This window comes from Enterobacter sp. UPMP2060 (genome assembly GCF_053709655.1).
This window is the reverse complement of sequence record NZ_JBSKJQ010000009.1, coordinates 15,705-30,570: the sequence shown is the minus strand read 5'-3', so window position 1 is coordinate 30,570 and position 14,866 is coordinate 15,705. Positions and strand designations below refer to the sequence as shown.

Here is a 14,866-nt window from a genome sequence, read left to right as displayed (position 1 = left end):
GCGATAATATCACACTTGATTTGTTACGCACGGTTCCACCAGCCACTTCTGCCAGCTGGCCGTTACCTGAGCACGTTCATGAGCAAAACAGTCCAGCGCCACGTGCCCCGGCTGCTCCTGCAGCGCCAGGTGGTGAAGCTCATCGCGCAGCGTCGTATAGGCGCGGGTTAAGGCCTGCGCCTCCTGCTCGTCCATGATGTCGTTTTGCGCCAGCAGCTCCAGAATGCGCACGTTATCGGACCAGCGCGTCAGCTTCGGCTTGTCGTGGGCGTGCAGCAGCACCAGATACTGGGTAATGAACTCAATATCGGTAATCCCGCCCTCGTCGGCTTTAATATCAAAGCGATCGCGGTGTTTATTGCCGAGATGCGCGCGCATTTTCTCGCGCATTTCGCGCACTTCAGTTTGCAGCGTGCTGCCATCACGCACGGTGGTCATAACGTCCTTACGGATGACGTCAAACTGCGTTTTGAGCTGCGGATCGCCATACACCACGCGAGCGCGCACCAGCGCCTGATGTTCCCACGTCCAGGCTTCATTCTTCTGGTAATCGGCGAAGGACTCCGTCGAGGTCACCAGCATGCCCGCCGCGCCGGACGGACGCAGACGGGCATCCACTTCATACAGAATGCCCGACGAGGTGCGGGTACTGAACAGGTGCATGATGCGCTGCGCCAGGCGCAGGTAGAACTGGCGCCCGTCAATTTCACGCTCGCCGTCGGTCATTACGTCAACCGGGCAGTCGTGCAGGAAGATTAAATCCAGATCGGAGCTATAGCCCAGCTCCCAGCCGCCAAGCTTGCCGTACCCCACGACCGCAAAGCCGCGTCCTTCACGTTCTGCCAAATGTTTCGGCTGGCCGTAGCGCGCCACCATCTGCACCCACGCCTGATGGACCACGGCGTCGATGATCGCCTCTGCAAGCCAGGTTAAGTGATCGCTCACTTTCATCACCGGCAGCGTTCCGGCGATGTCAGCCGCCGCCACGCGCAGCATCTGCGCCTGCTTAAACTGGCGCAGCGCCTCCAGCTGTTGCTCTTCATCCTCTTCCGGCACGCGCAGCAGATACTGACGCAACTCGTCCCGGTAGGCATCCGTCGCCGTGGGCTGATACAGCGTGTTCGGGTCGAGCAGCTCATCCAGCAGCAGCGGGTAACGCGCGAGCTTGTTGGCCACCATCGGCGACGCGGCGCAGAGCGTAATCAGGTGCTTCAGTGCCCCCGGAAACTCGCTCAGGAGTTCCAGATACGTGGTACGCGTGATGATCCCGCTCAGCAGCGGCATCATGCGCGACAGCGGCACCGGCGCGTCCGCCCGCGAGCAGACCTCGCTCAGCAGGTGCGGCATCAGGTGATCCAGCACCTGACGGCCGCGCGGGCCGATGGCGCGTTTGTTCAGCTCAAGACGGAAATCCGCGATCAGCGCCACCACGCGATGGCGCGCGTCGTCGGTTAAGTGCGTCAGCACCGGCGTAGTGTCATCTTCCTGGAGCGCGTCCTGCCACAGCTCGCGCCAGTGCTCGGAAAGGGCATCGTCCTGCGATTCACTTTCGTCATCACCGATCAGCTCGTTAAAGATGCGGCGCACGCCTGCCATATGGGCATCCAGCCGTTCGGTTAACGCCGCCCAGTCGTCCACACGCATGCCCCAGGCCAGGCGCGCCCGGTTAAGGTCATCGCCCGGCAGGGTCTGGGTCTGTTCGTCGTTGATGCTTTGCAGCAGGTTTTCCAGACGGCGCAGGAAAAGATAGGCCTCGCGCAGGGTTTGCGCGTCGCCGTCCGGCAGCAGGTGCAGCTGCTCGATGGCGCTCAGCGTCGGCAACAGCGAGCGGGACTGCAGGGACGGCTCACGACCACCGCGAATAAGCTGGAAGACCTGAACGATAAATTCGATTTCGCGGATGCCGCCCGCGCCGAGCTTGATGTTGTCTTTCAGCCCGCGACGGCGCACCTCACGGGCGATCATCCCTTTCATATTACGCAGGGACTGGATCACGCTGAAGTCGATATAGCGACGGAACACGAACGGGCGCAGCATGGCGCGCAGCTCGTTGCCGTAAGCGTCGTCGCTGTCGCCCATGATCCGCGCTTTAACCATCGCATAGCGCTCCCAGTCGCGCCCCTGCTCCTGGTAGTAATCCTCCAGCGCGGCAAAGCTCAGCACCAGCGGTCCGCTGTCGCCAAACGGGCGCAGGCGCATGTCCACGCGGTAAACAAAACCGTCCTGCGTCGGCTGATCCAGCGCCTTAATCAGACGCTGACCGAGGCGGGTAAAGAACTGGGCGTTGTCCAGCTCGCGACGGCCGCCGCGCGTGGAGCCGTTCTCCGGCCAGGCAAAAATCAGGTCGATGTCGGAGGAGAAGTTCAGCTCGCAGCCGCCCAGCTTGCCCATCCCCAGAATCAACAGCGGCTGAGGAACCCCTTCCTCGCTGCACGGCGTGCCCCACTCTTTACAGCAGGCGGCGTAGAGCCAGTCGCGCGCGGCGACAATCAGCGTTTGCGCCAGCTCGCTTAACTGCTGCAGCGTACTCTCTTCGCTCACCCGCTCCAGCGCCTGAGCCCAGGCAATGCGCACCATCACCCGACGGCGGAACTGGCGCAGGACGCGCATCAGCGTGGCTTCATCCGCAACGTCTTCGAGTGCGGTTTGCAGCCAGCCGGCGTAATGCCGCCACTCGTCCGCCTGCGGCGGCGCGTTCTCAAGCTCTGCCAGCCAGTCCGGGTTGGCGGTGATGCTTTCCTGCACAAAATCACTGAAGGCGAGCACGCTCTTCGCCTGCTCGCTTAACGATGACGCCGGTAATGACTCAGGCAGACGTTCGCAAACGGTCTGCCACTGCTGCTGTAACGGTGAAGAAAGCGGCATTATAGGGGTTCCTTGCCAGAGTTAACGTTTTCCGCTGTGCAGCCAGAACGGCTCCTGCGAAATGGCCTCGTTACGGAAATGCTCAATCTCAATATGCTGGCGGGTTTCAATGGCATGCTTAAGCCCCTGCCAGTTTTCCAGCCAGGCCTGGGTTTTAACGCCGTCATAAGCGCCGGAAAGCAGCAGCATGCTGTCGATGTTGCGCGACAGACGGGGAAGCTGATCGCCATACTGGTCCCCGAGCGGATACGCAAAGGTGCTCTTCAGCTCGGCGACATGACGGGAAAGATGAATATCCGCGAAACGCTTAAAGTTTTCCGCGATTTTGGTCTCCGCTTTCGCATTCAGGAAGGCGCGCCAGCCGCGCGTCACCAGAAACTCGGTCAGCGCCAGTTTTGCCGAAGCGGCTTGCGGGCTGTAGATCGCCGTTTGCGCCGATACGTCGGAGAGCATCAGCGTTTCGGTTTGCGTCAGCAGATCACGTAAGTGAGCGCTCGCTTTGCGAGGAACAATACCGCCGAACAGCGTCAGGGTATGGCGCACCAGGGCAATCGCCGCCAGCACATGGGATTTCGCGTTTTTCACATTTCGCACCCACAGCTCTTCATGGTACTGCCACTGAGAAAGCGCTAGCTCCAGCGCGGCTTCCAGCCCCTGTTCAACGCTGGCTTTCGGCGCAACGTGCAAAATGGTCGTCTCTTTCAGCACGCGCGGCGCATTTCCGGCGGCCAGATGGTAACCCCGCGCGGCTTTACTCAGGCTTCCCTGACGCAATCCGGACTGGTTCACCAGCCTGCGCGCCAGCTTCAGCACGTCATTCGCGTCCCCTTCCAGCAGCTCAAGCTCGAGTTCACAAATCGGCTCCTGGAACTCACCCGCCTTCACGTCGCCAAGATCGAGGGCGATTTCGATGCGGCTTTTGCCTTCCGTCACCAGCCATTTTTCGCGCCAGAAATCAGTGCTGAACAGCGGCTGCACCTGTTCCGCCAGCGTGGAAGGCAGTTCGCCATCCGGCCAGACTTCCGTCGGGAAACGTTCCAGCTCAAGTTCTGGCTTGCTGATGTCGATATTGTATTCCGGGCGCTGATGTAAACCGCCGACCACGCGGCCGGCAATTTTCATCGTCATCTCGTAGCGCCCGCTCGCGCCGCGGATGCGCAGCCCCATATCGTGGCGACGCAGCCAGTTGTCTGGCGTTTCGTAATAGATATTAAGCAGTTGTACCGGTGCATGGTGTTCGCCGGAAAGCGTATGCAGATGCTGGCGGAGTGCGTCAACGCTGTCTTTTTCGACGATAAACTTTAATTCGATTTCTTGTGCCATAGCCTTGTACTTTTGCGGGCGTCACAGACGCGTCAATGAGGGCGAACTTCCTCGCCATTTGTTTGTCAGTACATAGTATTTTGCGCCAAATTGCCATGCAATGAGCAATTTGTCGGGCGTAAATGTATAGAGTCGTGACACAGATGATTCTGATTGCTGACGAATGCTTTGCGTAGAGACACTGTTGCCACTACTATCGTTCCACTATTTATGAAAATAACGACTAATGATGCTTAAATTACGCCTGATTGGACTTACTTTACTCGCTTTTAGCGCCGCAACCGCAGTGCACGCTGAAGAGAAGCGTTACGTTTCTGACGAACTGAACACCTGGGTACGCAGTGGCCCTGGAGATAATTATCGCCTCGTGGGCACGGTGAATGCCGGCGAGGAAGTCACCCTGTTACAGACCAACGCGGACACCAATTACGGTCAGGTTCGCGACAGTACCGGCCGTACGTCCTGGATCCCGCTGAAAGAGCTGAGCACCGTGCCAAGCCTGCGCACGCGCGTTCCCGATCTGGAAAACCAGGTGAAGACCCTGACCGACAAGCTGAACAACATCGACGGCACCTGGAACCAGCGCACCGCTGAAATGCAGCAGAAAGTGGCGCAAAGCGACGGGGTGATTAACGGTCTGAAAGAAGAGAACCAGAAACTGAAAAACGAGCTGATTGTCGCGCAGAAGAAAGTGAATGCCGCTAATCTGCAGCTCGACGACAAACAGCGCACCATCATCATGCAGTGGTTTATGTATGGCGGCGGCGTGCTGGGCGTGGGTCTGGTGTTGGGTCTGGTGCTGCCGCATCTGATCCCAAGCCGCAAGCGTAAAGACCGCTGGATGAACTAATTCGTCTTCTCTGCCAGACTTACGTATCATTCTGGAAAAGAGAAAACGGGAGAGTTGGGCGTGAAGAGTTATCTGGTCGGTGGTGCGGTACGTGATGCGTTGTTAGGTCTGCCGGTCAAAGATAAAGACTGGGTGGTCGTTGGTGCTACCCCTGAAGAGATGCTCGACGCGGGCTACCAGCAGGTAGGCCGCGATTTTCCCGTGTTCCTGCACCCGAAAAGCCGTGAAGAGTATGCCCTGGCGCGTACCGAGCGGAAATCGGGCTCGGGCTATACGGGCTTCACCTGCTATGCCGCGCCGGACGTGACGCTGGAGCAAGATCTTCTGCGCCGCGATCTCACCATCAACGCGCTGGCGCAGGACGAGGACGGGCAGATCGTTGACGCCTATGGCGGTCAGGACGATCTGCGCAACCGCCTTTTACGCCACGTCTCTCCGGCGTTTTCTGAAGATCCGCTCCGCGTGCTGCGCGTGGCGCGCTTTGCCGCGCGTTATGCCCATCTCAGTTTCCGTATTGCCGATGAGACAATGGCGCTGATGACCGCCATGACCGAGGCGGGCGAGCTTGAACACCTGACGCCAGAGCGCGTCTGGAAAGAGACGGAAAATGCCCTCACCACGCGCAACCCGCAGGTCTTTTTCCAGGTCCTGCGCGACTGCGGCGCGCTGAAGGTGCTGTTCCCGGAAATAGACGCGCTGTTTGGCGTGCCTGCCCCGGCAAAATGGCACCCGGAAATTGATACCGGCGTACACACGCTGATGACCCTGAGCATGGCGGCCATGCTCAGCCCTGAGGTGGACGTGCGCTTTTCCACCCTGTGCCACGATCTCGGCAAAGGCCTAACGCCAAAAGAATTCTGGCCTCGCCACCACGGGCACGGCCCGGCGGGGGTGAAGCTGGTCGAGGGGCTGTGCCAGCGTCTGCGCGTGCCGAACGAGATCCGCGATCTGGCGAAACTGGTGGCCGAGTTCCACGATCTGATCCACACCTTCCCTATTCTGAAACCGGCCACCATCGTTAAGCTTTTCGATAACATCGACGCCTGGCGCAAACCCCAGCGCGTCGAGCAAATCGCGCTCACCAGCGAAGCTGACGTGCGCGGTCGTACCGGGTTTGAAGCGTGCGATTACCCGCAGGGACGTTTATTGCGTAAAGCCTGGGACGTAGCGAAAGCGGTGCCCACGAAGGACGTTGTCGAAGCGGGATTCAAAGGGCCGGAAATTCGCGAAGAACTCACGAAACGGCGAATTCAGGCGGTGTCGGACTGGAAGGAAAAGCATTGCCCTCAGCCGAAAGACTGAGGGCCATCGGTCAGAAGAAGACCACGTACACCGCAGCCGCCACGATAAAGCGATAGATCGCGAACGGAATAAACGAGATACGCTTAATCAGCTGCAGGAAGGTTTTAATGGCAATCAGCGCCACGATAAACGCGGTGATGAAGCCGACGGCGAACATCGGAATGTCGCCAGCCGTCAGGAAGTGATAGCTCTTATAGACGTCGAGTACGGTGGCGCCCATCATCATCGGCACCGCCAGCAGGAACGAGAACTCTGACGCGGCGTAACGGCTTACGCCCATCAGCATCCCGCCGGAGATGGTTGCGCCTGAACGCGAGAAGCCCGGCCACAGCGCCAGACACTGGAAGCAACCAATGATAAACGCCTGACGATACGTCATATCGTCCAGACCTTCCGCGCGCGGCGTTTTTGGCTTCAGCACTTCCGCGGCGATCAGCAGGAAGCCCCCCACCACCAGCGCGTACATTACGTTAATCGGGTTAAACAGCGATTTGATGGCGTCGTGGAACACCAGGCCCAGCACCACCGCAGGGATCATCCCAAGCAGAATATGGATCAGTGACAGACGACCTTTACTGGCCCCCTCGTGCTGAGGCGGACGGCCAAAATGGATGCCGATCAGGCCAAACAGGCGACGCCAGAACATTACGACCACCGCCAGAATAGACCCCAGCTGGATCACCACTTCAAACGTTTTTGCGGTATCGCCTTCAAAGCCCAGCAGATGGCCAACGATAATCATATGGCCCGTACTGGAGACCGGCAAAAACTCCGTCAATCCTTCGACCACACCCAGTATTGCCGCCACCAGCAGCGAGTGCATATCGCTCATCTATAAACCCCTAAAAAAGATATAAAAAAACGGTCGCCCCAACGGCTACCGTGAAAGATACAGCTTTAAGACCGGTATAACCTAAAATGGTTTAGCAATTATGACGTTAATTCTTGCCTTTCAGATTTGTGCCACGCTCAATAATGACGCCAACGTTGGCGGCGCGCGCCACCGCTCCCGGCTTGCTCAGCTTGATGCGCACCCACGGTGAATTGAATTTTTTCAACAGCAATTCTGCGACTTCTTCCGCCACCCGTTCGACCAGCGCAAAACGTTGACCTTCAACGTGGGCGATGACCGCTTCACTGATATCGGCATAGCTCAGACAGTCGTTCACGTCATCGCTTTTTGCCGATTTGCGGTTATCCCATCCCATTTCGATATCGAACACCAGCTTCTGCTCGATGGTCTGTTCCCAGTCGTAAACACCAATTGTGGTGATTACCGAAAGTTGCTCTATAAATACAATATCCATCACGACCTGCCTGCTTTTTGGCTAAACCGGATACCACTTCCGGCGAATTATGCGTATTATCCACAGATGCTGAGAATACAGATACATTTTCAAAACGGAACAGCGTTATGAGTGCAATCGCGCCTGGAATGATCCTCCTCGCCTATCTTTGCGGCTCAATCTCCAGCGCCATTCTGGTCTGCCGCATTGCCGGGTTGCCTGACCCGCGTGAAAATGGTTCCGGGAATCCGGGGGCGACCAACGTACTACGAATTGGCGGCAAGGGAGCGGCCGTAGCGGTTTTGATTTTTGATGTTCTGAAAGGGATGCTGCCCGTCTGGGGCGCCTATGCGCTGGGCGTTACGCCGTTCTGGCTGGGGCTCATTGCTATTGCTGCCTGTGTTGGCCATATTTGGCCCATTTTCTTTGGTTTTAAAGGCGGCAAAGGCGTTGCGACGGCCTTCGGTGCGATTGCACCTATCGGCTGGGATCTCACCGGCGTCATGGCCGGGACCTGGCTTCTGACCATTCTTCTTAGCGGCTACTCGTCGCTGGGCGCCATCGTCAGCGCGCTGATCGCTCCGTTCTACGTCTGGTGGTTCAAACCCCAGTTCACCTTCCCGGTGTCGATGCTCTCCTGTCTTATCCTGCTGCGTCATCACGACAATATCCAGCGCCTGTGGCGTCGTCAGGAGACCAAAATCTGGACGAAGCTCAAGAGAAAGAAAAAAGACGCTCCGAAGGGTTAGTTATGCCTTATAGCCAAATGTGATTTTGGTCACCTTCTGCCTGTGGTAACTGTTAGAGACACAACACAACCACACAAAAAGAAAAATGGCAGAAATCACAGAACCAACTCCCCTTTCAACGGCAGGAAGCACCCCGGATGGCGACATCCAGTGGGTGCGCAGCGCGTCGGACGTATCACGCCTCGTTAATGACGGCTCTCAGGGCCGGGCAAACGCCCGTATCGTGGTCAGTATCGCGCTGGGCGGTATTTTCCTCGATGCCTACGATCTGGGCGCGCTGGCGTTCGGCATTAAAGACATCACCCGCGAATTTAACCTGACGCCCGCCGGGACCGGTATGGTGGCCTCGGCGATTACCTTTGGTGCCATTGTCGGGGCGCTGCTCGGCGGTTACCTCACGGATAAAATCGGGCGCTACCGCGTTTTTATGGCTGATATGGTGTTCTTCGTGGTGGCAGCGATCGCCTGTGCGCTGGCCCCGAACGAATATGTGCTCGCGGGCGCCCGCTTTGTGATGGGGCTGGGGGTCGGGATCGACCTTCCCGTGGCGATGGCGTTTTTAAGCGAGTTCGCCAGGCTGAAAGGGCCCGGAAATAAGGCCTCCAGCGTCGCGATGTGGTGCCCCACCTGGTATGCCGCCATCAGTATCTCCTACCTGCTGGTGCTTTTCTTCTACGCCGTGCTGCCGGAAAGCCACAGCGACTGGCTGTGGCGTTTGATCCTGGGCTTTGGCGCGGTGCCCGCGCTGGTGATTATCGCCATCCGCAGCCGCTATATGAGCGAATCTCCGGTCTGGGCGGCGAATCAGGGCAACCTGAAAGAGGCGGCGTCGATTTTACGCCAGTCGTATAACATCAATGCCCACGTGCCGCAGGACGCGCTCGGCCAGCCCGCACCTGTCGTGAATAAAGCGAAATGGTCAAACTATCTGAACCTGTTCCGCGGCATCTACTTGCGCCGCACTACGCTCGCCACGCTGCTGTCCGTCGTCTCGTCGTTTGCCTACAACGCCGTGGCGTTTGGCCTGCCGGTGATCATCTCCAGCTTCTTTGTCCAGTCGATGCTCACCACCATTCTCATTTCTCTGGCGCTTAACCTGCTGTTTGCCTTCGTCGGCGGACTGCTGGCGGTACGCTACGTACCACGCTTCGGCGCATGGCGGATGTCGCTTGCGGGTTATGCCTGCCAGCTTGTCGCATTGCTTGGCCTGGCGCTGATTGGCCGACCGGAAGGTGTCTCTGAAGGCGTGCTTGCTGTGGCGATGCTGGCGCTTTTCCTGTTCGGTCAGGGCTTCGGCCCGGGCGCGCATACCATGACGTTCGCCTCCCTGAGCTACCCGACCTCGCTGCGCGGCGTGGGCGTGGGCCTCAACCAGACGCTGATGCGCAGCAGCTCGACGCTGTCGCTGTTTCTGTTCCCGCTGCTGGTGGCGTCGCTGGATACCGCCGTCTTCTGGGTGATTGCGCTGGCGCCGTTTATCGGCCTGGCGTCGCTGCTGGCGATCCGCTGGGAGCCGTCCGGGTATGACGTGGATGCGGAGGACTACCGGTAACGACACATCACTTCGGTGGGTTCACCCCGCCGAAGGTTTCTTATAAATCGTCAAGCAGCGTCCGGGAGAGTTTTTTTAGCGTCTCAAGCTCATCGTCATTCATCCGCATGCTGCAGCGAATCTGGTCCGGCAAAGCCATCACCCGTTTCTTCAGGTCTTTGGCCTTGTCGGTCAGTACAACATTTTTCATCCTTTCATCACCCACAACCGCGATACGGTTGAGAAATCCTTTTGCCTCAAGCTTTTGTACAAGCGGGGTCAATGTGCCCGAATCAAAAAATGTCTTATCGCTGAGATCGCGAAGTGGGATGTTATCTTTCTCATAAAGCGCCATCAAAACAACGAATTGCGGATAGGTTAGATCCATCTCTTGCAGTAAGGGGCGATACTGGCGAACGAACGCGTTGGTGACCGAGTACAGCGAGAAGCAAAGTAAATCATCTAGCGTTTTGTTTTCTTTCATTTTTCTATCAACTCCGAATCGGTTTCCTGAAAAAATTATAAATAATGTTTGACTAAAAGTATCTTGCGCGCAAGTATTATATCAGCAACTAAGTAGCACACTACTTAACTATCTCGTCCGATCAAATACGCTTAAAGAGGTACTACCATGAAAACACTAACCGCCATCCTGGTTTCTTCGGTCTTCGCGTCAGCTGCGGCATCCGCTCAAACCACCAATACCCCAACCCCGACCGCAGGCGTACAGGCATTTCTTAATGTTTTGAATTCCGGCAAGGGTAAGCCAATGGAACAGATGACCCCGCAGGAGGCCCGCCAGGTACTGATTGGCGCACAGCAAGGCGCAAAACTGCCGCCCGCTCAGGTTTCTGAAAAAACGATCCAGGTAAATGGCCAGGCGATAAAACTGAAAATAGTGAAACCTGAAAACGCCAGCGGCACACTCCCCGCCTTTATGTTCTTTCACGGCGGCGGCTGGGTGCTGGGTGACTTCCCTACCCACGAACGCTTAATCCGCGACCTCGTTCGCGCTTCGGGTGCCGCCGCGGTTTACGTCGATTACACCCCGTCACCTGAGGCCCATTTCCCGGTAGCAATTAATCAGGCCTATGAAGCGACAAAATGGGTCGCCAAGCACGGTCAGGAAATTGGCGTGGACGGTAGCCGTCTGGGTCTGGTGGGTAACAGCGTGGGCGGCAACATGGTGGCTTCGGTGGCGCTGCAGGCCAAAAAGTTCAATGGACCAAAAATTCGCTACAACGTCATGCTCTGGCCGGTTACCGATGCGAACTTTGATACTGCCTCGTATAACCAGTTCGAAAATGGCTATTTCCTGTCGAAAAACATGATGAAATGGTTCTGGGATAACTACACCACCAGCGCTGCCGATCGCAACAATATCCTTGCCTCTCCGCTTCGCGCCAGCACCGCGCAGTTGAAAGGCTTCCCCGAGACGCTGATCCAGACAGCGGAGCTGGACGTTCTGCGGGATGAAGGTGAAGCATTCGGGCGTAAACTGGATGCGGCTGGCGTCCCGGTGACCGTCACGCGCTATAACGGCATGATCCACGACTACGGCCTGCTTAACCCGCTGAGCCAGGAGCCAACGGTGAAAGTTGCCCTTGAGCAGGCAGGTGCAGCATTGCATGAACACCTGAAGTAGGATCGTCATTCATCTACAGAGCACGGCCCCGGCCGTGCTTTTGTATTTCTCCTGCCTGGCCATCCATAAGCGACTCGTATGACAGGCTTCATTTCCGCCAGGGCATACTGAAACGTATCCCGATGGTGTGGAAATGGATGCAGCATGTTAGCAGCTCAGGGCACTGATAATACGTATAAAGGCTGGCAGGCGTCGCTTGCCCTGCAGTTTTGTCACACCCCTGAGAAAACCCTCCTGTACTCCGCCCACCACGTCGGGCCGCTCACCGTTCAACGTCCGTTTTACCCCGAAGGGGAAACCTGCCACCTTTACCTGCTGCACCCGCCCGGCGGGATTGTGGGCGGCGACACGCTGGACATTTCCGTTCGGCTGGACGCCAAAAGCCACGCGCTCATCACCATGCCCGGCGCCAGCAAGTTCTATCGCAGCAGCGGCCCGCAGGCGCGTCTGAACCAGCATTTTTACCTCGAGGAAGATTCCACCCTGGAGTGGCTGCCGCAGGACACCATTATTTTCCCCGGCGCGAATGCCGCGCTGCGCTCCGTCTTCCACCTGAAGGCCTCCAGCACGCTGCTGGCGTGGGAGCTGTACTGCCTGGGGCGTCCGGTGATCGGTGAGACCTTTAGCCACGGCACGCTGGAAAGCCGCCTTGAAATCTGGGTTGAAAACGAGCCGCGCCTGATCGAGCGTCAGCATCTTAGCGACGGCGATCTCACGCCCGTCGCCGGACGTCCGTGGCTCGGCACGCTGCTGTTCTATCCGGCCAAAGAAGAACATCTCGACGCGGTGCGCGAACGGCTCGCCCCGCTGGAAAATTATGCAGGTGCAACGCTCGTTGACGATCTGCTGTCGGTGCGCTTTCTCTCCGACGACAACCTGATTTGCCAGCGGGTGATGCGCGACATCTGGCAGTCGCTTCGCCCGCTTCTCACCACCAAAACCGCCTGTTCGCCGCGTATCTGGCAGACATAAGAGAAACATTATGGAACTGACCCCCAGAGAAAAAGACAAGCTGTTGCTGTTCACCGCCGCGCTGGTTGCCGAACGCCGCCTTGCGCGCGGGGTAAAGCTCAATTACCCGGAATCGGTCGCGCTGATCAGCGCCTTCATTATGGAGGGCGCGCGCGATGGCGAAACCGTCGCCTCGCTGATGGAGGCGGGCCGCCACGTCCTGAGGCGCGACCAGGTCATGGAGGGCGTCCCGGAGATGATCCCGGATATTCAAGTCGAAGCCACCTTCCCGGACGGATCGAAGCTCGTCACCGTCCACAACCCGATCGTCTAAGGAGCGCGTGATGATCCCAGGTGAATACCAGATCCAGCCCGGAACGATTGCCCTCAACGTCGGGCGTGAAACCCAAAGCATGGTTGTCGAAAATCACGGCGACAGGCCGATCCAGGTCGGATCGCACTACCACTTTTACGAGGTCAACCCGGCGCTGAAGTTCGATCGGGAAGCCACCAAAGGCTTCCGACTGAACATCCCGGCGGGCACCGCCGTGCGCTTCGAGCCCGGCCAGAAGCGGGAAGTGACGCTGGTTCAGGTCACGGGGGCGCAGCGCATTTTCGGCTTTCGCGGCGAGGTGATGGGCGAGGTGAAACATGGCTGAGATTTCGCGCCGGGCGTATGCCGATATGTTCGGCCCCACCACCGGAGATAAAGTGCGGCTGGCCGACAGCGAGCTGTGGATCGAAGTGGAAGACGATCTCACGGTCTACGGCGAAGAGGTCAAATTCGGCGGCGGAAAGGTGATCCGCGACGGCATGGGCCAGGGGCAGATGACCGCTGAGGGCTGCGTGGATCTGGTTCTCACCAACGCGCTGATCGTCGATCACTGGGGGATCGTAAAAGCCGATATCGGCGTCAAGGACGGACGGATCTTCGCCGTCGGCAAAGCCGGGAACCCGGACATTCAGCCCGGCGTGACGATCCCGATTGGCGCGGCAACGGAAGTGATTGCCGCCGAAGGGAAGATCGTTACCGCCGGCGGGATCGACACCCACATCCACTGGATCTGCCCGCAGCAGGCGGAAGAGGCGCTGGTTTCCGGCGTCACCACCATGATCGGCGGCGGCACCGGACCGGCGGCGGGCACCAACGCCACCACCTGCACGCCGGGGCCGTGGTATATCGCCCGCATGCTGCAGGCTGCCGATACGCTGCCGGTGAATATCGGCCTGCTCGGCAAAGGTAACGGCTCCAGCCCGGACGCCCTGCGCGAGCAGATTGCCGCAGGCGCCATCGGGCTGAAGATCCACGAAGACTGGGGCGCGACGCCCGCGGCAATTAACTGCTCGCTGGAGGTGGCTGACGAGATGGATATTCAGGTGGCGCTGCACAGCGACACGCTGAACGAGTCCGGTTTTGTGGAAGACACGCTGGCCGCCATTGGCGGGCGCACCATCCACACCTTCCACACCGAAGGCGCGGGCGGCGGCCACGCGCCGGATATCATCACCGCCTGCGCGCATCCGAATATTCTGCCCTCTTCCACCAACCCGACGCTGCCCTATACGGTGAACACCATCGATGAGCATCTCGACATGCTGATGGTTTGCCATCACCTCGACCCGGATATCGCCGAGGACGTGGCGTTTGCGGAATCCCGCATTCGTCGTGAAACCATCGCCGCGGAAGACGTGCTGCACGACATCGGCGCGTTCTCGCTCACCTCATCAGATTCACAGGCCATGGGCCGCGTCGGGGAAGTGATCATCCGCACCTGGCAGGTGGCGCACCGCATGAAGGTCCAGCGCGGCGCGCTGCCGGAAGAGACCGGCGATAACGACAACTTCCGCGTGAAACGCTATGTCGCCAAATACACCATTAACCCGGCGCTCACCCACGGCATCGCCCATGAAGTCGGTTCGATTGAGGCGGGCAAGCTGGCGGATCTGGTGGTCTGGTCCCCGGCGTTCTTCGGCGTCAAACCCGCCACCATCGTCAAGGGCGGGATGATCGCCTGCGCGCCGATGGGCGATATCAACGCCTCAATCCCTACGCCGCAGCCGGTGCATTACCGCCCGATGTTTGGCGCGCTGGGCGCCGCGCGCCACGCTACCCGACTGACGTTTATCTCGCAGGCCGCCAGTACGAACGGCATTCCGCAGCAGCTCAACCTGCAGAGCGCCACCGCGGTGGTGAAAGGCTGCCGAACGGTGAAAAAGGCGGACATGATCCACAACGGCCTGCAGCCGAATATCACCGTGGACTCGCAAACCTACGAGGTGCGCGTCGACGGTGAACTGATAACCAGCGAACCGGCTGACGTTCTGCCGATGGCGCAACGCTATTTCCTGTTTTGAGGAGTGATG

At 58.6% G+C, this 14,866-nt stretch carries 14 protein-coding genes; 9 read left to right on the top strand and 5 right to left on the bottom strand.

The window, feature by feature from the left end:
* Nucleotides 1-9: 9 nt before the first annotated feature.
* Both glnE and ACWKXN_RS16725 read right to left on the bottom strand, forming a co-directional pair.
* Nucleotides 10-2,865, bottom strand: a complete 2,856-nt coding sequence (gene glnE, locus ACWKXN_RS16730) for a bifunctional [glutamate--ammonia ligase]-adenylyl-L-tyrosine phosphorylase/[glutamate--ammonia-ligase] adenylyltransferase (RefSeq protein WP_454544046.1) — start codon at nucleotides 2,863-2,865, stop codon at nucleotides 10-12.
* Nucleotides 2,866-2,886: 21 nt separating this feature from the next.
* Entirely contained in the window at nucleotides 2,887-4,188 is a 1,302-nt protein-coding gene (locus ACWKXN_RS16725; RefSeq protein ID WP_454544045.1) for a CYTH domain-containing protein, read from the bottom strand.
* A 229-nt stretch (nucleotides 4,189-4,417) separates the two neighbouring features.
* On the opposite strand from ACWKXN_RS16725, the gene ACWKXN_RS16720 reads away from it, so the two are divergent.
* Both ACWKXN_RS16720 and ACWKXN_RS16715 read left to right on the top strand, forming a co-directional pair.
* Complete coding sequence (locus ACWKXN_RS16720; protein WP_024906484.1) at nucleotides 4,418-5,038, top strand: TIGR04211 family SH3 domain-containing protein; 621 nt, start codon at nucleotides 4,418-4,420, stop codon at nucleotides 5,036-5,038.
* Between the two features lie 60 nt (nucleotides 5,039-5,098).
* On the top strand, nucleotides 5,099-6,340 hold the full coding sequence (locus ACWKXN_RS16715) for a multifunctional CCA addition/repair protein (protein ID WP_039263025.1): 1,242 nt from the start codon (nucleotides 5,099-5,101) through the stop codon (nucleotides 6,338-6,340).
* Between the two features lie 10 nt (nucleotides 6,341-6,350).
* Here the strand turns inward: ACWKXN_RS16715 and bacA are convergent, their stop codons facing one another.
* Together bacA and folB are read right to left on the bottom strand one after the other, a co-directional pair.
* Nucleotides 6,351-7,172, bottom strand: a complete 822-nt coding sequence (gene bacA / locus ACWKXN_RS16710) for an undecaprenyl-diphosphate phosphatase (RefSeq protein WP_033146670.1) — start codon at nucleotides 7,170-7,172, stop codon at nucleotides 6,351-6,353.
* Nucleotides 7,173-7,278: 106 nt separating this feature from the next.
* The gene (gene folB, locus ACWKXN_RS16705) at nucleotides 7,279-7,647 is read right to left on the bottom strand and encodes a bifunctional dihydroneopterin aldolase/7,8-dihydroneopterin epimerase (RefSeq protein WP_045888206.1); all 369 of its coding nucleotides are present in this window, start codon (nucleotides 7,645-7,647) and stop codon (nucleotides 7,279-7,281) included.
* A 107-nt stretch (nucleotides 7,648-7,754) separates the two neighbouring features.
* Between folB and plsY the strand changes: the two genes are divergently transcribed.
* On the top strand, nucleotides 7,755-8,375 hold the full coding sequence (gene plsY, locus ACWKXN_RS16700) for a glycerol-3-phosphate 1-O-acyltransferase PlsY (protein ID WP_048974922.1): 621 nt from the start codon (nucleotides 7,755-7,757) through the stop codon (nucleotides 8,373-8,375).
* 85 nt (nucleotides 8,376-8,460) lie between these two features.
* A complete protein-coding gene (locus tag ACWKXN_RS16695; protein WP_048974921.1) occupies nucleotides 8,461-9,927 on the top strand; it encodes an MFS transporter in 1,467 nt (488 codons plus the stop codon).
* A 40-nt stretch (nucleotides 9,928-9,967) separates the two neighbouring features.
* Here ACWKXN_RS16695 and ACWKXN_RS16690 read toward each other — a convergent pair whose 3' ends face one another.
* Complete coding sequence (locus ACWKXN_RS16690; protein ID WP_045356087.1) at nucleotides 9,968-10,390, bottom strand: MarR family winged helix-turn-helix transcriptional regulator; 423 nt, start codon at nucleotides 10,388-10,390, stop codon at nucleotides 9,968-9,970.
* Nucleotides 10,391-10,537: 147 nt separating this feature from the next.
* On the opposite strand from ACWKXN_RS16690, the gene ACWKXN_RS16685 reads away from it, so the two are divergent.
* The 5 genes from ACWKXN_RS16685 to ureC all read left to right on the top strand — a co-directional run bounded on the left by ACWKXN_RS16685 (nucleotide 10,538) and on the right by ureC (nucleotide 14,857).
* Nucleotides 10,538-11,551, top strand: coding sequence for an alpha/beta hydrolase (locus ACWKXN_RS16685; RefSeq protein WP_454544044.1), 1,014 nt, complete (start codon nucleotides 10,538-10,540; stop codon nucleotides 11,549-11,551).
* A gap of 144 nt (nucleotides 11,552-11,695) precedes the next feature.
* Nucleotides 11,696-12,523 carry an urease accessory protein UreD gene (locus tag ACWKXN_RS16680; protein ID WP_454544043.1) on the top strand — a complete coding sequence of 276 codons (828 nt, stop codon included), beginning with the start codon at nucleotides 11,696-11,698 and terminating at the stop codon, nucleotides 12,521-12,523.
* 10 nt (nucleotides 12,524-12,533) lie between these two features.
* Nucleotides 12,534-12,836, top strand: coding sequence for an urease subunit gamma (locus ACWKXN_RS16675; protein ID WP_006811999.1), 303 nt, complete (start codon nucleotides 12,534-12,536; stop codon nucleotides 12,834-12,836).
* A 10-nt stretch (nucleotides 12,837-12,846) separates the two neighbouring features.
* Nucleotides 12,847-13,161, top strand: a complete 315-nt coding sequence (locus ACWKXN_RS16670) for an urease subunit beta (protein ID WP_454544042.1) — start codon at nucleotides 12,847-12,849, stop codon at nucleotides 13,159-13,161.
* Nucleotides 13,154-14,857: an urease subunit alpha gene (gene ureC / locus ACWKXN_RS16665; RefSeq protein WP_454544041.1), complete on the top strand. Its 1,704-nt coding sequence runs from the start codon at nucleotides 13,154-13,156 to the stop codon at nucleotides 14,855-14,857. The genes ACWKXN_RS16670 and ureC overlap by 8 nt, the downstream gene beginning before the upstream one ends.
* Nucleotides 14,858-14,866 lie beyond the last annotated feature (9 nt).